At 56.9% G+C, this 21180-nt stretch carries 16 protein-coding genes and 1 tRNA gene; 10 read left to right on the top strand and 7 right to left on the bottom strand.

The window, feature by feature from the left end:
* Positions 1-459: 459 nt before the first annotated feature.
* On the bottom strand, positions 460-4239 hold the full coding sequence (locus GSQ93_RS02335) for a class I SAM-dependent DNA methyltransferase (protein ID WP_158934067.1): 3780 nt from the start codon (positions 4237-4239) through the stop codon (positions 460-462).
* 88 nt (positions 4240-4327) lie between these two features.
* On the opposite strand from GSQ93_RS02335, the gene GSQ93_RS38615 reads away from it, so the two are divergent.
* On the top strand, positions 4328-4822 hold the full coding sequence (locus GSQ93_RS38615) for a DUF262 domain-containing protein (RefSeq protein WP_367889729.1): 495 nt from the start codon (positions 4328-4330) through the stop codon (positions 4820-4822).
* On the opposite strand, the gene GSQ93_RS02325 is transcribed toward GSQ93_RS38615, so the two are convergent.
* Positions 4751-5263 (bottom strand): GIY-YIG nuclease family protein, encoded by a 513-nt coding sequence (locus GSQ93_RS02325; protein ID WP_216857567.1) that lies wholly within the window; start codon positions 5261-5263, stop codon positions 4751-4753. The genes GSQ93_RS38615 and GSQ93_RS02325 overlap by 72 nt on opposite strands.
* Positions 5264-5814: 551 nt before the next feature.
* Entirely contained in the window at positions 5815-6360 is a 546-nt protein-coding gene (locus GSQ93_RS02320; protein WP_158934066.1) for a hypothetical protein, read from the bottom strand.
* A gap of 120 nt (positions 6361-6480) precedes the next feature.
* Between GSQ93_RS02320 and GSQ93_RS02315 the strand changes: the two genes are divergently transcribed.
* The 4 genes from GSQ93_RS02315 (at position 6481) to GSQ93_RS02300 (ending at position 9704) form a co-directional block, all read left to right on the top strand.
* Positions 6481-6684, top strand: coding sequence for a hypothetical protein (locus GSQ93_RS02315; protein ID WP_158934065.1), 204 nt, complete (start codon positions 6481-6483; stop codon positions 6682-6684).
* Between the two features lie 585 nt (positions 6685-7269).
* Complete coding sequence (locus GSQ93_RS02310; protein ID WP_158934064.1) at positions 7270-8100, top strand: hypothetical protein; 831 nt, start codon at positions 7270-7272, stop codon at positions 8098-8100.
* A gap of 189 nt (positions 8101-8289) precedes the next feature.
* Positions 8290-9120 carry a TIGR04255 family protein gene (locus tag GSQ93_RS02305; protein ID WP_158934063.1) on the top strand — a complete coding sequence of 277 codons (831 nt, stop codon included), beginning with the start codon at positions 8290-8292 and terminating at the stop codon, positions 9118-9120.
* Entirely contained in the window at positions 9117-9704 is a 588-nt protein-coding gene (locus GSQ93_RS02300; protein ID WP_158934062.1) for a hypothetical protein, read from the top strand. Before GSQ93_RS02305 ends, GSQ93_RS02300 begins: the two co-directional genes overlap by 4 nt.
* A gap of 1098 nt (positions 9705-10802) precedes the next feature.
* Here GSQ93_RS02300 and GSQ93_RS02295 read toward each other — a convergent pair.
* Positions 10803-10878, bottom strand: a tRNA-Lys gene (locus GSQ93_RS02295).
* A gap of 270 nt (positions 10879-11148) precedes the next feature.
* Between GSQ93_RS02295 and GSQ93_RS02290 the strand changes: the two genes are divergently transcribed.
* The 3 genes from GSQ93_RS02290 to GSQ93_RS02280 are packed head-to-tail and all read left to right on the top strand — an operon-like array spanning position 11149 to position 12937.
* The gene (locus GSQ93_RS02290) at positions 11149-11553 is read left to right on the top strand and encodes a PaaI family thioesterase (RefSeq protein WP_158934061.1); all 405 of its coding nucleotides are present in this window, start codon (positions 11149-11151) and stop codon (positions 11551-11553) included.
* 6 nt (positions 11554-11559) lie between these two features.
* Positions 11560-12435 carry a patatin-like phospholipase family protein gene (locus GSQ93_RS02285; RefSeq protein WP_158934060.1) on the top strand — a complete coding sequence of 292 codons (876 nt, stop codon included), beginning with the start codon at positions 11560-11562 and terminating at the stop codon, positions 12433-12435.
* A 25-nt stretch (positions 12436-12460) separates the two neighbouring features.
* A complete protein-coding gene (locus GSQ93_RS02280) occupies positions 12461-12937 on the top strand; it encodes an OsmC family protein (protein ID WP_158934059.1) in 477 nt (158 codons plus the stop codon).
* Here the strand turns inward: GSQ93_RS02280 and GSQ93_RS02275 are convergent, their stop codons facing one another.
* Entirely contained in the window at positions 12938-13951 is a 1014-nt protein-coding gene (locus GSQ93_RS02275) for a D-2-hydroxyacid dehydrogenase family protein (RefSeq protein ID WP_158934161.1), read from the bottom strand.
* A gap of 493 nt (positions 13952-14444) precedes the next feature.
* Here GSQ93_RS02275 and GSQ93_RS02270 point away from each other — a divergent pair, with 493 nt between their 5' ends.
* Both GSQ93_RS02270 and GSQ93_RS02265 read left to right on the top strand, forming a co-directional pair.
* Entirely contained in the window at positions 14445-16298 is a 1854-nt protein-coding gene (locus GSQ93_RS02270; RefSeq protein WP_158934058.1) for a phosphoenolpyruvate carboxykinase (GTP), read from the top strand.
* A 336-nt stretch (positions 16299-16634) separates the two neighbouring features.
* A complete protein-coding gene (locus tag GSQ93_RS02265; protein ID WP_158934057.1) occupies positions 16635-17753 on the top strand; it encodes a LysR family transcriptional regulator in 1119 nt (372 codons plus the stop codon).
* Positions 17754-17879: 126 nt separating this feature from the next.
* Here GSQ93_RS02265 and GSQ93_RS02260 read toward each other — a convergent pair whose 3' ends face one another.
* Together GSQ93_RS02260 and GSQ93_RS02255 are read right to left on the bottom strand one after the other, a co-directional pair.
* Positions 17880-20516: a DNA topoisomerase III gene (locus GSQ93_RS02260; protein WP_158934056.1), complete on the bottom strand. Its 2637-nt coding sequence runs from the start codon at positions 20514-20516 to the stop codon at positions 17880-17882.
* Positions 20517-20799: 283 nt separating this feature from the next.
* Complete coding sequence (locus tag GSQ93_RS02255; protein ID WP_158934055.1) at positions 20800-21177, bottom strand: thioredoxin family protein; 378 nt, start codon at positions 21175-21177, stop codon at positions 20800-20802.
* Between the last annotated feature and the right edge of the window lie 3 nt (positions 21178-21180).

Here is a 21180-nt window from a genome sequence, read left to right as displayed (position 1 = left end):
TGTCACCTCACGCACGCAACCCGACCCAATAGATGTCATCTCAAGCAAGGAAATGTTACGCCCCACGCGTCCCGGGAGGTTTGCGGTTCAGATTTCGCTAGCCGACCCGACTCAGCCCTTCGGCCGATCACACATCATCAAACTGACGACGAAGACGCCGACAGAGACAGCGGCAAGTCATGTACTAAAACGAAGGTGTCCCATGTGGATTTCGCTCTCTAACGGTTTTTCTCTCCATCGTCAGCAAACCGAATGATGTCGCCACCCTGCTGGTGCGAGCGCGCCGCAGGGGCGATATTTAAGCCGTATTCGGTGCGACGTCGAGATGATGACGGTCTAGGCCGCAGTTAACAGTTCCGCGCGTTACCCCCGATCGTTGTTTTAGGGAGCCGCAAGAGTGGGTGAAACGGTGCAAATCAACACCCGATGCGTCATAGTGTTGCTATGACGCATCCTCCGCTATTTGATAGGTGGAAGGCTTATCCTTTCGAATAGCGTTTCCAATGCCGCTGAGATCTGTGTCTTCGCGATGTCGATTTGCTCCTGCAAGTTCTTGACGCGTTGTTCTTCTAAGATCAGCAAGCTAAGAGCCTGTTTCGCGAGCGCTGGCGTGGAAGGAATTTGGGGATTCAACGCATCGACCTCTCCTAACGTAGTGCCTTCCGGGAAAGTTAGTAGTTGCCGTCGAAGCCATTCGATCGCTTCCTCGGGCGCCGACGCGGCGATATGGGCCACTTGCTGCTTACCTAAAAACAGCCGGTGACCGCTGCGAATGAGCTTACGGACCTTCGCGGCAGGCTCCGTGATGACGAGCCCCCATACAACCCTCGCGCCATCTAGGGAAAGCGTCGGTATGCCTATCGGAATAATCGCGGGTGCGACAGTTCTATCATCGCCAATCAACCACCCAGCAAGTCGCAGTGGCAGCATTTCCTTCTGAAAACGGCTCGCTTTCTGGGCTAGTTCCGAGATTGTCTTCGTGACCCCTTCGTCGTCAGGGATGGGAACAGATATCTGTCGAAGGTCATCCGGCTGTATCTCCCCGTTGATCGCACTGGACGACACCGACGCCAACATCGCCAGCACTTGCTGACTGTTCAAAAAAGCCAAGAGGTACCACGGATCAAATCGCTCCGATCGATCCTCCACCGCGCTTCTCACCACTTCTCGAGGACCAAGCTGGCTTGAAATGGATTTGTTCTTGACACCCCTCAAAGAAGACCAGGGCATCAATATCATAACGGTGTGATTGCACTTTAAAAATTCAGTGGGGCCGTCGTCGTACATGATGCCGCCGAATCTGGCCATCAGAATTTTTGGGCGGTCGTACAGTTCAGGAAACGTCGGGCGACTGACCTGTGACGGCACGCGATAGCCAGGACCGTACTCAATGTATTTCAGCGACAAACAACCATATTCGCCTAGGTCCTTACCGCCCACATACGGGGTGACGTGACTACCCACCTTCTTCTTCGAAAGAAGGTCGTCAAGCACGAACTGCCCTTTATGTGTCTTTTCGTTAGCATGAAGAACCATTCCCTTCGAGATATAACAAATCTCTGCGAGTGGAACGGTTTCGATACCGTCTCTAAACTTTATCGATGGTAGTAACTGTCTAAACAACTTGGTCCCGAACTGCGATATTTTGAGCGTCTGTTTCAGCGCTTGTGAAAGACTGCCCCATTTCGGTGCCGTGTCGTGCCAAAAGCGCGTCGAGGACGCATGGGTGCCGGGCGGCCGATTGTTGACAATAGTGATGGTGTTGCGGACAGCGGCATCTGCAAAAAGCTTCACACTCGGGAAAAAGTGAACTTCTTCTACCGTCGCTTCAGTAGCAAGCAGGTGACGCAACGGCTCACAATACGGAACCGTTTCTATGGCGCTACTCGTGATGATCGCCATTTTCCCCGCTTGTCCATGCTCTGTCTCACGCTTGAGAAGATTCAGGCTCGCGGAGACAAAAGGGACAAATAGATCCCACTTCTGGACCATCGTGGCTCGCACGGAAGGGCTTGGATATTCGCGCTTAATTCGGTCACGATACGAGCGCACGGCTTCGTTTTCGTCGGCTCTTACATACGGCGGATTTCCGACCACATAGTCAAACTTGCATCTCCATTTCCCGATGCCGGCCTTCATTTGATCCTCCACGGGAAGATCGTCATCGGGGAAGGGAAGCGTGCCCGCTTGGCTGGCGAGGGTATCGGCGCTGAACGATAGGCTATCCGAATTGTAAATATGAAAGCGTTCAATCGTTGCTGGCTGCTTGCCCTTATGTGCAACACTGAACAAATCGATCACTTGTATCAACAAATTTGTCTCGGCCAACGCGCACGCGAAGGGATTTAGGTCAATGCCATGTAGGCTGTCTCGAATCTCATCAAGCACGAACTGCACCTTCTCGGCGGGAACATTCGCATGTCCGAGCGCTTTCCAATAATCCCTGTGAGCGGTTACAAGCCTTGTGCCAGCTTCCACTAGGAACCCACCGGATCCACACGAGAGATCGATCAGGCGTTTGCCGATGATGCCGGTTCCTTTGTACCCAATGCGGTCTAACATAAACGAAACGACTTCGGGCGGTGTGAAGTACATTCCGCTTTCGTGTTTGTGTTTCGCCTCAACGTATTGATTGTAGACAGCACCGATGATGTCGCGATTGATATCTCTCAAGTTAAATCCCGCGAGCGTATGTAAGACCCGGACCACTGCATTCCTATCGGGTGTGTACCAATCGAGGACCGTTCGCTCCGCGAAAAAATGCGCATACACGTGCTGCGCGGAGGTATAGGCTAGCTCTAATAGGAAGTTGGCACTGCGTCCCATCGCATGAGCAAGGTAGTGAGATTCAACCTGCCTAAACCACAGCGCGAGACCTCCATTGGTGAACATCCGGTTCACCAACCCCTTGTCCTCCATAATGCGAACGAGCAGTATTCGGATGATCACCAAATATGCGGTCTGCGCTAGGAATTCGCGACGCAGCAGTCCGGCGTTATCAGACTGAAATACAACTGCGGCAGTCTTTTCTTTCCAAGTTTCAATGTAGCTGCAAACTTTGATGCTCTCACGGTGCTGCGCTTGAAGTTTGGAGAGGTAACGATACCGTTTATCGGTGAAGGCCCGAACTCGGCTTAGTAAGGTAAAGATCGGATCGCGATCCGTGCCCCTCCCTGCTTTGATGGGGTGAAGGGAATATAGCCGACGTTCGATCTGCTTCAGCTCGCCGGTCAGCACTTCCCCCCGCATGATTTTACGTAGTAGTCCATCGTCATACTCCTTCGACTCCTTATCTGCGCCCGCCATCAACTGCAAGGCGTCCTCGACAAGGCGATCTTCCTGATGTTGGAGTGTCGTAGTCTCGCTAGGAATCTGCATCGATGCTGCCAAATAAACGTTATATTCCGTTTCAATTGCTGCAAGCTGAGCATCTGCGTCATCTTCGAATTCAGCGATTAAACCCTTGATCGCGTCGGTAAGCTGATCAGCATTCTCGTTGTTTACGGGAAGAATAGGGATGCGGCAATAGGTATTGGTCCACGTCTTCCCATTTGTCTGGTGAGGTTGGTTGTGGCCTTTGTCGTTCTGTAGCGTCAGATCATCAATGAGATTTGGCAAACCCGAAAAACTTTCGCGCCTGAATCTGCGCCACAAGGCGGCAAATAGCGCGATGAAACCGCAGGATTCAAGCGCGCTGATCCCGGACTTCCCTTCTACAAAAAGGCTGTCGCCGAGCCAGGCAGCGACTGCATCCCCTAGTGGGATTTCAATCGCCGGCGTCCGTACTCCTCCCTCCATCTGGTCGTACACAAGGACGGCATGACCGTTCACAAGCATCCCACGTGAGGCTCCAAACTGCGTCATGTAGCCCTGAAGCTGCGGTCTATGGATTCGCAGCTCCAACTCAGTCGTATTTTTATCTTCGACGATGAAGCAGGCTTGTCGAGGGTACTCTTTAATCGATATCACGAAATCAGGCCGCTGTTTGCCCGCCTGCGCGTTATATTCGAACTCGTGGTCGGTGTAACCTAGGGTCTTGATCAACGAGGCCGTGATGCGCATGTCGACGATACTCGCTTCGTCCCCCGAGCGTTGTTCGCTCGGCGTAGCAAGATAATCATTCAGATTGCCGGAAGTACTGAATTTTGGACTGGCAAGTTGCCCCAAAAATGCCGTAAGGAACTCGTCAAGTGTTGCGCCAATCGCGATTTGCTCGTTACCCGCTCCTTCTACACTCATTTCATTTCCTCGTAATCACTTGATTTCTTCTTCTCGGCTTGCGGCCCGCAGGGCCGAATGCATCGACAATCCTCCGTGATTCTATTATCTGATTGAATGGTGCGCGCGATTAACGTCAATTTGGCGAACGTTCGAAGGGTCCCATCGACCGAATGCCCGAAAGTGCGACCGGTGCCGGTCGCTTGTCGGGTCGCCACGCATTTCTAGTTCGAGCGAGGTCGGGTACCAACGAGACTACGCACGGACCAAGCGCAATGTGGATGATCTGTTCGGGGACATCGAGGAAGCACTTGAGGTCGGCGGTAGCTATTACATGGGAACCTTCATTCTTTCCCAGAAAGACAAGTCGGCCCCCTTGCATGTGGTCGATGGGCAGCAGCGGCTCACTACTCTCACCATGCTGCTTGATACCGATGAGTCATTGGCGTATGTGCGCCGGACCTTTGGATGCTCTACTCCGATGACCCGGCGGCTCCTGCGTGTGCTGGTTCTTCGGCCGGGCCGTGGTGCCTCAATGCGTGCGGAACGTGTTCCAGGTGTCGGTGTCCAGGTGCATCGCCGCCATCACCTCGAACAGGTATAGCTCGAGATCGTTATCAATCTGAACGAACGCCACCGACATTTCTCGCAGCCGCCCTTGGGCGGTCAGGAACACTTCGCGGAACTGGTCGTCCTTCATCGCTTGGTCGCGCTTCATTTCGTGCGGAAAATCATCTGTCGCCATTTTGTAAACCAGGCTTGCCGTGAAGTGGGATTCGAAGTTCAGATGCTGCGCCAGGCGCTTAACCACCCCGCGCGAGATTCCTACGTACACGGGGTGGTCCAGATCGATGAACACGTAGCACCCGGGGAAATCGGTGGTGCGTCCGAGCCGGGACAGCACCTCGCGCGAAGCACTCTTGAATCCGACGAACGTGGAGGCCGGCAGCGGCGATTGAAGGGCGGCCTTCAGTCGTTCCAGATGAGCGGGCAAGACTGTCGTCGAGAGGTCGGCGAAGGTGTGGGTGCAGTTGTCGATGGGCATGACCGAGGATCAGTAGGGCGGAGAGGCGCTGATCTTACCTTGAGCAATGCGGCCAGTTCGCGAAGCCGATGTGCGTCGACACGATGGCATGGTGCTCTACCGGAACGGCATCTATGCGGTTCCGTGCGTTGCTGCCGATAGTGGACTGCCAAGCAGACGTAGACTGTTTGCGCGCCCCGATTCCCTTGGGTGCCACGTGCCGCGTGTCGGCATCGTGGTCTATAAACGCCGCTAATTTCCGATAATGGCCGGCACCAAACCATCCTTGCCGGCTGCTGACTAGTAACCAGCCGTACGGGCAATCAGGAGGTCGCGAAACTGTACTGCGGCGAGCTGGAGCTGTTCTTGAATCTTCTCTTGCTGCCGATCGCCAGAGCAAGATGGGTGCGAGGGTAAACACAACGATCTTCGATATTTATTCTGGACGCATCAACGCGCAATTCGACATCGGGATGGTCTCGAAGAAAGCGGCGATCATGGAACTGATCAATACGCTTTAAGGACGATTTGCACCGGCAAGTCGCCCCAATGCTTCTGTGCAGGCGTACCTGTCAGCGATCCGACATTCGGGCCTCACTTGGGAGCGTCGCCCGGATAGTGGCAGTCAACTTGGTTGCAGCATCCTGTAAATCATCCGGGGACCAGATTATGGTCACTAGGTGACTGGTATCAAAGTGCACCTTACGTCGTCCGCGTTCGTCGATCTCATTCCACTCCGATCTGCGGCAGGTGTAGATAACTGGTCGGCCGAGGCCCTCTGCAAAACCCGCTTCCCAATAGGCGCCATTGTTCGCGTGTGTTAGATCCGCGATCACGAATCGAGCAGTCCGAAGAGCAACTCGCAACTGATCGTCGATCAGACCAGCAGGCTGGTTGTCTGTTAGCAGCTTTAATTCGAAACCGGCTCGCGCCACAGCAGGCTTGAAATATTCATCCACTATTCGCAGTAGGTCTGGGTCAAACTGCATCGCCATGAAGGCGGTTCGTGAGTCGATCTGTAATCGCTTTGCCGCCTCGTAACGAATCCACCCATCCATTTTTAGACGAAGTACCAGATTGCCGCCTGCGTCGTTATCGCGATCAATCGCACTTTTCACTTCCTCCTGGCTCAACGCCCAAGAGAGTCCCGCCGATGGATTCTCCGGCGTTATTGATGCTCCAATCCAAGCCGATAATTCCGACGCCGAAGCCGCAGTTCGCTCAGCCGGCGATTTCTGATGGTCACCGATCCAAGTGATGAGGCGATCGATCTGTTCTGCTGGCTTAGGCAGCGGCTCATCCAGCCCGAGCGCTGCAAAATCCGATTCGAATATTTGGACGGGATTCGAACTGGGGCGCTGCTGGCATCGGAGGCGGTGACTGAGAACGGCGCGCTGCCGCAGTGTCAATTGCTGGACTGCGCTCGCAGCGGTGCCAATTAATTCGAACTGGCCACATCTGCGGCAACTGTATTCTGTGCCTATGACGCCGTTCCCTGGCTCAGAGCTCAGTGCTTGTTCACACACGGGACAATTTCCCATAGCCACTTCTCCTTATCTGCGCCCTTGATGGCAACGTGCTCGGATAATATCTTCGGCTCAGGTTTGTCGGAGCGTTGGAGGGAGATACACGTACGTGCAATGCCCAAGCTCTGCCGGTACCGGAGATCGCGCTTGCGTCACGGACCGGCCCACCCCATGGTTAATGCCATTGAGGCACGACCCCTCCCACCGTCGATTATTTATGGACGCTGTTGGAGCAGGCTGCGCGAACAGCTGCGAACGCTGATCGCCATGTTCCGTCGGCCAACGGCCGGCACGCTGATCAAGAACGTACATTGGCTTATGATGGCTTGCCTCTGGATCGATCTGGCGATGAGATACGCGGCAGATGTTCGGGATGGAGGAGGCGAAGGGCGATAGCGACGAAGAATTGCTTCCCGATGAATCACAGGCTCGGCCGACCCGGGATTGAATAGAGGAGTCGTGCCTATAATTCCGTGGACAACGTCGTTCGAGAGGTAAGTCATGGTGATTACTACCGCACTGGTCGTAGCCGGCGCAGCAGATTTCGCATTGGACAAGGCGAAGGATGCACTCTTTGACATGGTCAAAGACAAGGTGATCGGACGGTGGAGCGAGCATCGAGCGCGGCAATTCTTTAACGCCTTCATCGACGAGGTCCGAAAAGAAGATGACGTTTTAACCACGTCGGCGGAACTGAACGATATGCTTCAATCAATCGCAAATAATGACGAACGAACGAGCGCTATATTCGACGCGTACCGCCGGGTAGCGCTTTCAGCAAGCAAGGACATCGGCCCGATGGTGATCGGGCTTCTTACTGCCCGCATCGTACTGGAGGAGCGCGCCGCGGACGAGATCGAGGAGATGGTCTTCGAGGGTGCCGAAGTACTGAACGATCGGGACTTCACCTCGTTGCAAGCGTGGATGCGGAGGTTTGTCAACAACGACAGCAGCTATAAAAGCGAGCTGGCTCTGCAGCGAACAGGAGTAACGCCACGTGGATCGATAGCTGTGCTGGTCAAGGGTGGCTATCAGCCTCCCGTCACGATCACCCAGACCGGAAGAGCGCCGACGGTGTCATATCAGCCGAGGGTGCCGATGATCAATGATGAAGGCCCATTGAATCTGTTCACCGATATCGGCCCATTTGCTCTGAAGCTCAGGAATATCGGTCTGTTGGAAGAATCAAGCTCTCCGCGCGGACACCCACGAAACCCAGACGGCACGCTCTACTATGTTCGCGTGAGTCCGGCTTGCGAACAGTTATATAACCTTGTGGTGCGCGCCAGCGAAGCAGCTGCGATCAAGCGTGTCCCGGGGCAAGATCAGTGAGATCCAGGGGCGCCGCACGCTAACCTGCAAGAGCAACTGGGAACGCTTGTCCTAAGCCTTTCGGAGCCTTGATGTTGCCACGGGGTTGATTGACTTTGCCGTAACGATGGCGTATAGCCCAAAACCGTGCTATTTTTCGGCAACGTCCAGCGTTACAGCACTAACACAATGACGCTCCAAAGAGAAGCGGTGACCATCAAAAATCAAGGGCCTATGCGAACAGCTGTGCATTTTAAGCGGCCACCGGTGTTCGAGGTTGCGTGTGGCGTCCTCTTTTCTACCCAGAATCCAGTGCTCACGGCACACATTGGGGCTTACTGGCAGCGTGTGCGCAGTAATTTTCCCCGCGTCGAGGATGCTGCGCCCTTAGCCAGCGTCGTTGAGCAACAGGGATTCGGAGCTATTCCGGTTTTCGAGTTTGCCAATGTACCTCCGCTTCGTCGCGCATGGTTCTTCAGTGCCGATGGCAGGAATCTGATCCAGTTGCAGCAAGATCGCTTCCTGTTCAACTGGAAGCGCGCGTCCGATTCCGACCCTTATCCGAGCTATCCGGTAGTCATCGAGCAGTTCGATAAGTACTTGGCAGATTTCATGGACTTCTGCGGAGAGGTCGGAATCGGGGAACTTTCATTTCGTCAGTTTGAGCTCGCCTATGTGAATCACATCTCAGCGGCTAATGGACTTGAAGCGGAAGGCATCGATCGGTTGCTAATTGATCATGTGCGTTCAAATTCGAACGAAAGGTTTTTGCCCGAGCCAGAAGGCGTTAACTGGGCTTCTGCCTATCCGTTACCCGATGGATTTGGCCGACTGCATATTGCCGCACAAACAGCGGTTAACTTGCCCACGCAAGACCGAGTGGTTCGCCTCGACTTGACCGCGCGCGGTATTTCACCAGACACATCCGCTGAAGGGCGCAAGCGCTGGTTCGACGTTGCACACGAGTGGATTACTCACGGCTTCGCCGATGCTACGTCTCCGACGCTTCATTCTGACGCTTACTGGCAGAGGACATCATGACTGACGCCTGGTTCCAAATGGACGCGTATTCAGACGGGATAACCGCCTTCTCAAACACGAACTACAGCCAAGATGTTGCGCCAACTCCTTCTAAGCGCTATGTGCGAATGCTGGATTCGAGTGATGCCGTGCGGGTGCGCGATATTCGCGCCCGTGACGGCGTTAAAGTGATTCCCGCTGGAATGGCAGACGTTACCGTCCTGGCCGATGTAGGAACCGCCGATGGGGCTGCACGCGCGCTGGAGAAAAAAAACATTCTGACGCTTATTGAGCAATTTGTCAGTGATGGGTTTTCTTGCGTAAGAGAACGACCAAGCATGGTGTCACGAGACAGTGCTGATGCAGCAAAAGCGCTTTTTTCGATCTTGCTTCCAAGTCGGCAAACACCAAAAATTGCTCCTGATGGGGAAGGTGGCCTCATTGCTGTTTGGGATGTTAAGACGCCGCATGCCGTTCTCGTGATTGACAATTGGAAGCTGCATCTGGTGACTGCTGCAGCTACCCAAGAGGCCCAATATTTCGATGAACTATCGTTTGATGGGGAAAGCGTGCCAGATGCGATCTCCGAATTTATTCCACGGTGACTGAGACTGACCTGTGGCGGAAAATAATACGAACGAACAGGTGTCGCCTGAGCCAGAGATTGAGGTCATCCCGGGGACGGCGGTCCTAACACGCCTCATCGACTCGCCGAGAATGTACCGGTCAGCGAAAGGGCTGCTTTGGCCCAGCACGTTTGAATTTCCCCATGGGGAAGGTGAATCTGTTAATTGGGATAAGTACGCGCCGCCACCCAATGAGGTGCATCGGCTAGGACGTGCCCGAGAAGTGGAAAAGCGGTCGGTTCATCCGGAATTTACCTATGCCGGATATATTCCGACCTCGGCTGAAGCAGTGCGCGCAATTCGAACAGCTCGGGGTCACGGGTTAGCAGTCGAACACGTCCCTTCTGAAGGAGTTCACCATTCAGAGATTCGCTATGCACCGAACGAGGAAGCGCCGCTTCACAAAGGCGATAAGGGCGAACTAAAATTTGCCTTGGGAAAGGTTTTCGGGCCTCTGGTCGCGTGTCCCAACGATCCAGCCTGATTAAGGCAGAGTAGGATTTTGGTACACATTTCCACAGTCTGTTTCGCTTCGCCATGTCTGGCAAGCCTGTTCAGACTTTCAGCCGGTTCTGTATTGGCGCCTCCAAGCCTGCAAAAATTTCAGGTTAGTCGGTTAGTCACTTAGTCAGTTAGTCGGTTAGCACGGCAACAACTAGGCCTCATTGGACGCCAAAGATCAGAACTCGTCCGATGCGCGAACATCTAGCGGCGATCCCGCCAGTCCCCCGACGCAGAACCGGTGATTTCGCTTTTTGTAAACACAGGGGAGTATCACGGCACACCGTATCCGTCGCCAATGCGAGGGTCTGTCTGCGCAAATGCAAACGAGATAGGGCAACCTGCCGCGTGCAACCGCTTGAGTGAGCGCTCGGCATCATGGGAAAGTCCATACCGGCGGTCATCCTGGTGTGCTCGAACAGACGCATCCGTGTCGGACAAATCGCGAGATAAAGGGCAGACAGCTACCATTCCTACATGGGCTGCAAATGCCGGGAAAAACCTACATGGTGCCTACACGCATTCCACAAAACAAAAAGCCCAGTCACGAGGACCGGGCTAAGTGCTTGATATCTTTGGTGGGGCGTGACAGATTCGAACTGTCGACCTACGGATTAAGAGTCCGCTGCTCTACCAGCTGAGCTAACGCCCCGAAAAACTGAATCCGAATTATAGCGACGTTTTCGCCGATTGCGCAACTGTCCGCAACGCAAAACCTGAAAAAACCGTCTCGCAGATGCCTGAAAGCCGCACGACGCATGGCGCGGGCGCTCATCGACCATCCCAAAAAAGCCTCGCTTCGGGCAATTGTCACGAGCCGTTATCATGACGGACGCATGAATCACGACTCGTTGCGGCCCGGCAACCGCACGAAAGCAGCGACAAAAACAGTCGCGAGACCACCATCAATAAAACCAAACCCATGGACGAATCCGCCATTCGCGTTCTGCTCGACACCACCTTCGCGCCGTGGATCCGCGACTTGGGCCTGACCCCGGCAAGCTCCACCGATACCACCGTCACCCTGCGTCTACCGCACGCGGACAAACTTCGCCACGCGGGCGGCGTGATCTGCGGCCAGGTTTTCATGGCCGCAGCCGACACCGCCATGATCGTCGCCATTGCACACGCGCTAGGCGGTTTCCAGCCGATGACCACCGTCTCGCTCACCACAAGTTTCCTACGCTCGGTAAAAGCCGGCGATGTCCTGGTAACCGCGTCAATCCTGCGCCGTGGCCGCAACCTGGTCTTCGGCGAAATCGAACTCCACGACGAAACCGGTGCGCTCGCCGCTCACGCGACCACCACGGTCATGCTTCTCACATAAAAACCTATGTTCGATCAAGTCGTATTCGCTGGCGGCGGTAACCGCTGCTGGTGGCAAGCCGGTTTCTGGGACATCGTCCAGCCGGAACTCAAGCTGCGCCCGCGCGTCATTACCAGCATCTCGGCTGGCGCGGCCACGGCCTGCATGCTGTACATGAACCGCTCCGAATGGGTGATGGATTACTACGCGCATGTGCTGCGCGACAATCCGAAGAACGCGTATTGGGGCAATTTGCTGCGCGGCGAATCGGTGTTTCCGCACTATCGGATCTACCGTCAGGCTTTACTCGATATCTACGGCGCCGAGTTTCCGTCGCTGCAAAACGCGCCGGAAATTCGTATAGGCGTATCGCATTTACCGCGTTGGCTCGGCGCACGAAGCGCGGTGGCCGCGGGGCTGATCGCCTATAACATCGAAAAGTACGTGCGCAAGAAGCTGCATCCCACGCTCGGTCAGTCCCTCGGTTTTCATCCGGAATTCGTGAAGGCGCAAGAGTGCGCGACCGTCGATGACCTCGCCGACCTGATCCTGCAATCGTCGTGTACGCCGCCTTTCACGCCGGTCATGCGCCGACACGGACGGCCGGTGCTCGACGGCGGCATGGTCGACAATGTCCCCGTCGGCGCGCTGGACCCATCGCCGGGACTGGTTCTGGTCATGGTGACGCGCGTGTATCCGCGACCGCAGATGTTTGTCGTGGAGCACGGCGCGAACCGCGACCAGCGTCGCGTTTATGTGCAGCCGTCACGGAAGGTGCCGATTTCGGCATGGGATTACACGAGTCCGTCACTGATGCGGCCCGCGTACGACCTGGGTCGTGCCGACGGTGAGCAATTCCTGACACGCTTGCCCGATCTGCTTGGCGCAGCGGCGCATCTCTAGCATCTCTAAAAGGAGTGTTGAATTGATGACCAAACACCACAAATACACGCTGCAAGTCGTCTGGACCGGCGATCAGGGCTCGGGCACCTCACACTACGACGCGTACTCGCGTGATCATCTGGTACGTGTCGCGAACAAACCGGCCATCGAAGCATCGAGCGATCCGGCGTTTCGCGGCGACGCCACACGCCACAACCCGGAGGAGTTGTTCGTCGCGTCGCTTTCGTCGTGCCACATGCTCTGGTATCTGCACCTGTGTTCGGTAAATGGCATCGCGGTGACGGGTTACGTGGATGATCCTGTTGGCACGATGGAGGAAACGGCGCAAGGAAGCGGCCGCTTTACCGACGTCGTGCTGCGCCCGCAAGTAACTATTGGCGCGGGCGGTGACGTGGAACTGGCCGGCCGTTTGCACGAGGAAGCGCATAAGTTCTGCTTTATCGCGAACTCGGTCAACTTCCCCGTCCGATGCGAGCCGTCCACTGACATCTCCACGATTTAACTATCGCCGGCGTCCACCCACCAGCGCTTCCGGATTGGCGACACTCGATGTGTCGCCGGCATCGAAGGCGAGAATGTTCTTAAACGCCGCCGTGAAATAGAGCTCGTAGCTTTCGCGCTCCACATACCCGATGTGCGGCGTGCAAATGACGTTTTCCATGCGCAGCAGGCTATAACCCTGCAGGATCGGCTCGCTTTCGAACACGTCGATAGCAACCATCCCCGGCCGGTTGTGATGGAGCGCGTTGAGCAGCGCGTTTTCTTCCAGCAATTCGGCGCGACTGGTATTCACAAACAGCGCGGTGGGCTTCATGCGCATGAGATCGGCGGCTGTGACAATGCCGCGCGTTTCGTCGTTCAGCCGTAGATGCAACGAGAGCACATCGCTCTGTTCGAACAACGCTTCCCGGCTCTCGGCGATATCCACGCCGTCCGCACGCGCGGCGGCCTGCGAATGCTCCCGGCCAAAGACCACCACTTTCATACCAAACGCCTTGCCGTAACCGGCGAGCAGTTGACCGATTTTTCCATATCCCCAGATCCCGAGCGTCTGGCCGCGAAGCACTTGGCCCAGGCCGAAATTCGGCGGCAGCGCGGACGTCTTCAGACCGGACTGCTGCCACGCGCCCTGCTTCAGGTTCGCGACGTACTGCGGAATCCGGCGTTGCGCGGCCATGATCAGCGCCCAGGTCAGTTCGGCCGGCGCGACCGGCGAGCCGGTGCCTTCCAGCACGGCGATTCCGCGTTCGGTACAGGCGTCGAGTTCTATATGGCCGCCGGCCTTGCCTGTCTGGCTGATCATGCGCAGCCGGGGCAGCTTGTCGAGCAGTTGCGAGCTGATCCGGGTGCGCTCGCGGATCAAAACGAGCGCTTCTACTTCCGAAAGTCTGCTAGCCAACTGTCCGAGTCCGCGCACCGTGTTATTGAATACTTTCACCTCGTGATCGGCGAGCAGACTGAAGCAATCGAGCTTGCGAACGGCGTCTTGGTAGTCGTCCAGGATGGCAATTTTGATTGGCATGGGTTGGCTTTTGATAGGCATCAAACGTGCTGCAGAAATTCGAGGATGGACAGGAATCAACGCGGTAAGTTCGGGTAATTACGGATAAATCGGGTAATTACGTATAAATTTGCCGAAATACGGACATCGCGTCGCGTTAAGCTGCTGTGTAATCCGACGAATTTACCGGTCGCCGGATGGATGTTTGAAAGAATTCGAATGCGGAATATGGCAGTTTGCCATTCACGCGTCGCCAGCGCCGGAAAACCGGCAACGATGGAGACAATCCCTATCCCTTTTTAACAGTTTGTTCCGTGCCGACGCAAGCCGCGATTCAGACGGCAGTCGCCATCAGACTAGACAACTCCCCGACGCATGCCTTGTTTTTGTGTCGCCGTCTGCCACGTGAGTTCCTCCGTGCAGGTAACCGGTGACTCGAAATGCGCCTCTCGCGAGCAGCGCCGGCGGGTTGCAAACCGTTTTCTCATCTAAGAACGGAGTGTGCTCGATGAACCAGCCCGCAGTAGTAGATCAAAACGTGGTCGCCGACGGCGACGTACCGGCGTACGTGAAGAACCGGAAACTCATCGACTGGGTGCAGCAGGTCGCCGCGCTGACGAAGCCGGATCGGATTGAATGGTGTGACGGCTCGGAGGAGGAATGCGATCGCCTGTCACAACAGATGGTCGATGCCGGCACGCTCAAACGCCTCAATCCCGCCAAACGGCCCAATTCCTACCTTGCCTGCTCGGACCCATCCGACGTCGCGCGGGTGGAAGACCGGACGTTCATCTGCTCGACGCGCCCCGAACAGGCCGGTCCGACGAACAACTGGATCGATCCTGCGGAAATGCGTCTCACGCTGGACGGTCTGTTCGACGGCTGCATGACCGGCCGCACGATGTTCGTCGTCCCTTTTTCGATGGGTCCGCTCGGCTCGCCGATCGCCCATATTGGCGTGGAACTGACGGACAGTCCGTACGTGGTGACGAATATGCGCATCATGACGCGCATGGGCCGCGCGGTGTACGACGTGCTGGGCGCCAGCGGCGAGTTCGTGCCCTGCGTGCATTCGGTTGGCGCGCCTTTGCAGCAGGGTAAGCAGGACGTTCCCTGGCCGTGCAACGACACAAAATACATCGTTCATTTTCCAGAGAGCCGCGAAATCTGGAGTTTCGGCTCGGGTTACGGCGGCAACGCGCTGCTCGGCAAGAAATGTTTTGCGTTGCGGATTGCATCGACGATGGGACGCGACGAAGGCTGGCTTGCCGAACACATGCTCATTCTTGGCGTGACGTCGCCGGAAGGGCGCAAGTATCACGTGGCGGCGGCGTTTCCGTCGGCGTGCGGCAAGACCAACTTCGCCATGCTGATTCCGCCGCTGGACATGGCGGGCTGGAAGGTCTCCACCATTGGCGACGACATCGCCTGGATCAAGCCAGGCCGCGACGGCCGGCTGTACGCAATCAACCCTGAAGCGGGCTATTTCGGCGTGGCGCCGGGCACGAGCGAAAAGACCAATTTCAATGCCATGGCGACCCTCAAGGAGAACGTGATCTTCACGAACGTGGCGCTCACCGACGACGGCGACGTCTGGTGGGAAGGCATGACGGACAACCCGCCGGCGCATCTGATCGACTGGCAGGGTAATGACTGGACGCCGGAGTCGGGCAAGAAGGCCGCGCATCCGAACGCCCGTTTCACGGCGCCGGCTGCGCAATGTCCGTCCATCGATGCAGACTGGGAGAATCCCGCCGGCGTGGCGATTGATGCGTTTATCTTCGGCGGCCGCCGTTCGGACACCGTGCCGCTCGTCACTGAAGCGCGCAGCTGGAACGAGGGCGTCTACATGGCCGCGACCATGGGCTCGGAAACCACCGCCGCCGCAGCCGGCCAGCAGGGCGTGGTCAGGCGCGATCCGTTCGCCATGCTGCCGTTCTGTGGCTACAACATGAGCGACTATTTCGGCCACTGGCTGAAAGTGGGCAAACAACTGGAGCAGCTCGACGCCAAACTGCCGAAATTCTTCTGCGTGAACTGGTTCCGCAAGGACGCGGACGGCAAGTTCGTGTGGCCGGGTTTCGGCGACAACATGCGCGTGCTGAGCTGGATGATCGGCCGTATTGAAGGCACCGCTCACGGCGATGAACACGCGTTCGGCCTCTCGCCGCGCTTTGAGGACATAGACTGGGGCGCGCTCGATTTCACCCGTGAGCAGTTCGAACGCGTGATTTCCGTGCAGGACTCGGCATGGCGGGCTGAGCTCGAACTCCACGACGAATTGTTCACGAAACTCGCCCAGGGTCTGCCTGCCGAGCTTGCCGAAACGAAAGCGGCGTTCGAAAAGAGGGTCTCGGCGTAATTTTTCGTTAAAACATGATTAACGCGATTAGTGACGTAAGTCGACATAATCGATGAAATAAGGGCCGCATTAGCGGCCCTTCTGCATTTCCCGCCATACAGCGTCAAAATTGCTTCAGCCAGCTTTTCAGAATGATGTCGGCGCTTACTGGATAGTTACATCGTTCCGAATTTAGCAACAATGCACCGGGTTTCACTTTGCCGAATGGTAAAGCTGAAATCTTTTGTCAGAAAAAGTCACATTTAAGGCAACTTCTGCACGAAAACGGGAGTCCTAGGATAATTCCGAATTGCTTCTGGAATTTAAAAGAGGCCGTCTAGCAGCAGGAGTTGTCTCATGGATCATTTGCAGTCGATGAAAGTATTCGTCCGAGTGGCGGATCTCGGCAGTTTTGCCCGCGCGGCCGGCGCAATGGATATCTCGAATGCAGTGGCGACACGTCATATCGCTGACCTGGAAGGGCGTCTCGGCACTCGCCTGCTCAACCGCACTACGCGCAGCCTGTCGCTGACGGAATCTGGCCAGGTCTACCTGGAACGCGCCCGCCAGATCCTCGACGAGCTCGAGGACGTCGAACAAATGGTGGTTGCGCGTAACCACGAACCGGTTGGATCGCTACGAATTGTCGCACCCGTGGTGTTCGGCCTGCACAACCTCGCGCCCGTGCTGCAGACCTACACGGCACGTTATCCGAAAGTCGTGCCTGACGTCACGCTGGTCGACCGGCAAGTCGATCTGGTGGAAGAAGGCTTCGACGTGGGCATTGTGATCGCGCGCCAGATGCGCAGCGCGAGCATTGTCACGCGACGCCTCACGACGGGTTGCCTCACCGTATGCGCCACGCCGGAATATCTCGAAAGACACGGCGTGCCGACGCGGCCGGAAGACCTGTCGGAACATCCTTCGCTGAGTTTGCCGTCCGAATATTTCGGCGATGAGCGCGTGTTCACTGGCCCGGAAGGCGAAGTGCGCGTGCGGCCGACGAACGTGATCGTCGCGAACAATACCGAGATGCTGCGCCAGTTCGCGCTGCTCGGCATGGGCATCGCGATCCTGCCGAGTTACCTGATCGGTAACGACACCACGCGCGGCAAGCTGGTGCGCCTGCTGAGCGACTACGCGCTGCCGCAGGTCGAGATCAATGTTGCGTATCCCAGCCGGCGCCATTTGCCGGCGAAGGTGCGCACGTTTATCGATCACCTTGTCGAGCATTTCAGCCAGACGCCGAATCATCAGCTTGGCGAGCAGTGGGTGAAGGACGGCTTCGTCAAGCCGGGGGCGCCGGCAATTGATGAGCGCGATTCCGAGCCGCTGGTCGCGCACGCGGCCTATGCGGAAGCGGAAGGCGGCGCACGCTTCGAAGCTGACGTGACTACTGCCGATGACAACAAGCTGGGTGGCAAGCCTGCGAAGTCGCGCTCGCGTTCCACGCCGGCGATGCCCTCGCCGTTCTGACGGAGGTCGGTGTGGTGAGGTTTCCTGAGTGGTTAAGCGTTGTCCAGCATGATGAACGAAAAAAAGCCCGCGAATGATTCGCGGGCTTTTTTTATACTGCCGTGCCTAAGCTGCCGGCCCTGAAAACTAACTTGCCTTGCGAGCTGGCGCCTTCTTGGCCGCTACCTTCTTGGCCGCCACTTTTTTCGCCGCAGGCTTCACGGTCGTCTTCTTGGCCGCCACTGCGACGTCGCCGTCACCTTCGTCTTCCGCTTCGGTCGCTGCCGCCGCACCGCGCTTGACGGCGGGTTTCGCACCTGGCTTCGGTTCCTTCTTCTCGAATTCGAAGCCGATCTTGCCGTCCGGTTGCTTCACCAGGAACGCCTTGAAGTTCCGGCCCGTACGCGATGACTTGAAGCCCGTCAGCAGGTCCGTGCGTCCTTCTTCGAGCAACTTCGTCATCTGCTCGCGCGACATTTCCTGCTGCAGGATCACCTTGCCCGAACGGAAATCGCAGGTCTTCGGATTCGCCACCGAGTTTTCACAGATATAACTCATGCCGTGCTCGTAGACCTTCGAGTGACATTTCGGGCATGCGCCAACCGGCGTCTGCTCCGAGAAGTCCACTGGCTCGCCGTCTTCACCGCCGGCATCCTGACCGAAGTCGAACTCGAGCTTCCAGTTCTTGATTTCGTCGTCGAAAGACAGCTTCAGGATTGCCGAAAACGGCCGGCCCATCTTGCTGCGGAAACCCGACAACGGCCCGATGGTCTTGTCCTTGATCAACTGCTCGACTTCCGGAATCTCGAACTGCCGTCCGCCAGGAATTTTCGACATCGAGAATTCGCACTTCGTACAGGCGAATCGCCGATAGTTCTCCTTGATCTGGCTGCCGCAATTTGGGCACGGCGTTTCGAGCGTCGTATAATCGCCGGGAATGGTGTCGGAGTCGTATTCCTTCGCGCGCTTCACGATGGTCTGTGTCATGCGCGCGATTTCCTGCATGAACTCGTCGCGCGGCAGCTTGCCGCGTTCCATCTGCGAGAGCTTGTGCTCCCACTCGCCGGTCAGTTCCGGCGCCGTCAGTTCCTCTACGCCGAGACCGCGTAGCAAGGTCATCAACTGAAACGCCTTCGCCGTCGGAATCAGCTCACGGCCTTCGCGCACCATGTACTTTTCACCCAGCAGCCCTTCGATAACTGCTGCACGCGTAGCCGGCGTGCCCAGACCCTTCGCGGCCATTGCCTCGCGCAGTTCTTCGTCCTCGATAAGCTTGCCCGCGCCTTCCATGGCCGAAAGCAACGACGCTTCGTTGTAACGCGCAGGCGGCTTCGTGACGAGACCGACTGCCGCGACCTTCTCGACATCGACCTTCTCGTCCTTCTGAACCTGCACGAGATTGGCTTCTTCTCCGCCCACTTCCTTGCCGTAGACCTGCAGCCAACCCGGTTCGACGAGCACCTTGCCTTCGGTCTTGAAATGATGGCCGGAGACTTCGGTGATCCGCGTGGTGACCAAGTATTCGGCCGCCGGGAAAAACACCGCGAGGAAGCGCTTCACGACCAGGTCGTACAGCTTCTGCTCCGGCTCGGACAACGCTTTCGGCGCTTGCAAGGTCGGGATGATGGCGAAGTGATCGCTGATCTTCGAGTTATCGAAGATGCGCTTGTTCGGCTTCACCCAGCCCTTGTCCAACACCTGCTTCGCATGCGGCAGATAGTTGTTGCTCTCCTTGAGCATCGCGAGCGTGTCTTTCACCGTCGGGATGTAATCCTCGGGCAGTGCGCGGGCGTCGGTACGAGGGTACGTGAGCACCTTGTGCTTTTCGTACAGCGCCTGAGCCAGGCCGAGCGTGTTCTTGGCCGAAAAGCCAAAGCGGCCGTTGGCCTCGCGCTGCAAGCTGGTCAGGTCGAACAGGAGCGGCGACATCTGCGTGGTCGGCTTCGCTTCTTCCGTTACCGTGCCAGTCTTGCCACGACAAGCCGCCACAATGGTTTCAGCAGCCGGCAAGCTCCAGAGCCGCGAATCGCGCTGCTCCGGATCGCCTTCGACGCGCTTGAATTTCGGGTCAAACCAGCGACCCTCGTACATGCCCTTCGCGGCGATAAATTCCGCACGCACTTCCCAATAATCGCGCGACACGAAGCGACGGATCTTTTCCTCGCGTTCCACAACGATAGACAACGTTGGCGTCTGAACGCGGCCAACGGTCGTCAGGAAGAAACCGCCGCCCTTGCTGTTGAACGCGGTCATGGCGCGCGTGCCGTTGATGCCCACAAGCCAGTCGGCTTCGGAACGGCAACGGGCGGCGTCCGCGAGCGGCTGCATGTCGGCGTCGCTACGCAGGTTCGCGAAACCGTCGCGGATAGAACCGGCGGTCATCGACTGAAGCCAGAGGCGCTGCACCGGCTGCTTGGCCTTTGCGTGCTGCGCGATCAGGCGAAAAATCAGTTCGCCTTCGCGCCCCGCGTCGCAGGCGTTGATCAGTCGGTCGACGTCCTTGCGCTTGAGCAGCTTCGTCAGCACTTTGAGCCGGGATTCGGTTTTCGCGATCGGATTCAGGTCGAAATGCGGCGGAATCACGGGCAAATTGGCGAAACTCCACTTGCCGCGCTTGACCTCGAATTCCTCGGGAGCGGCAATTTCGAGCAAGTGGCCGACAGCCGACGACAGCACGTAGTCTTCGCTTTCGTAATATTCGTCATGCTTGGTGAAGCCGCCCAAAGCGCGCGCGATGTCGTTCGCGACAGAAGGCTTTTCAGCAATGATCAGGGCTTTGGACATGACTCGATTCTAGTTAGGGACTGGCATGAGGCCGGTTTCGGGCGGCTTGCGCCACCGCGGTTCGGACCCGTTAACGTCCGCTTTATAGCATATGGCGTGCGGCGCGCGGTCTGGCATTTGGTGAAACGCGGGATGCCGAACGGTGAATGTGAGTGCTTTGTGATGCAAGCGCGAAAGCCGTTTCAGCTTACGAGTGCGCCGGGTTGCGCATAGTGGTCTTGCCGGTTAATTCGACTTGCGCGTCGATTCAGGCGTCGATTCAGGCGTCGATTCACACGTCAATTCATGCGGCGACCAGCGCGGGCCGGATCTTCGGTGCGCCCACCACACCCGGCAACGCGCTCAAGTCCGTCAGCATGCGCGCGACAATGGCCGTTTGTGGCAGCACCGTTCCAAAAAAACGGGTTGTCACGGCGTCCTCGATCAAAACAGTCGGAAAATTTTCCACATCGAGGTCATCGAAGCGATCCGCCTGGTTTTCGATGTCGATCCACGCAAAGCAGATGTCCGGATGGGCATCGGCGAGCAGGTTGAAACTCTCCCGATAATCCCGGCACGTCCCGCACCATTCGGCGCACAGGCAGGCGACGAGCAGCGTGCCTGCGCTGGCCAGACGCTCGGCAATCTGATCGGCGTCGGTGTCGAGATTCAGCGCGGGCATGGT

It is taken from the genome of Burkholderia sp. S171, from assembly GCF_009766085.1.
Taxonomy (GTDB): Bacteria; Pseudomonadota; Gammaproteobacteria; order Burkholderiales; family Burkholderiaceae; genus Caballeronia.
Note: the sequence above shows the minus strand (reverse complement) of the source record. Positions and strands in the feature narration are given on the sequence as shown.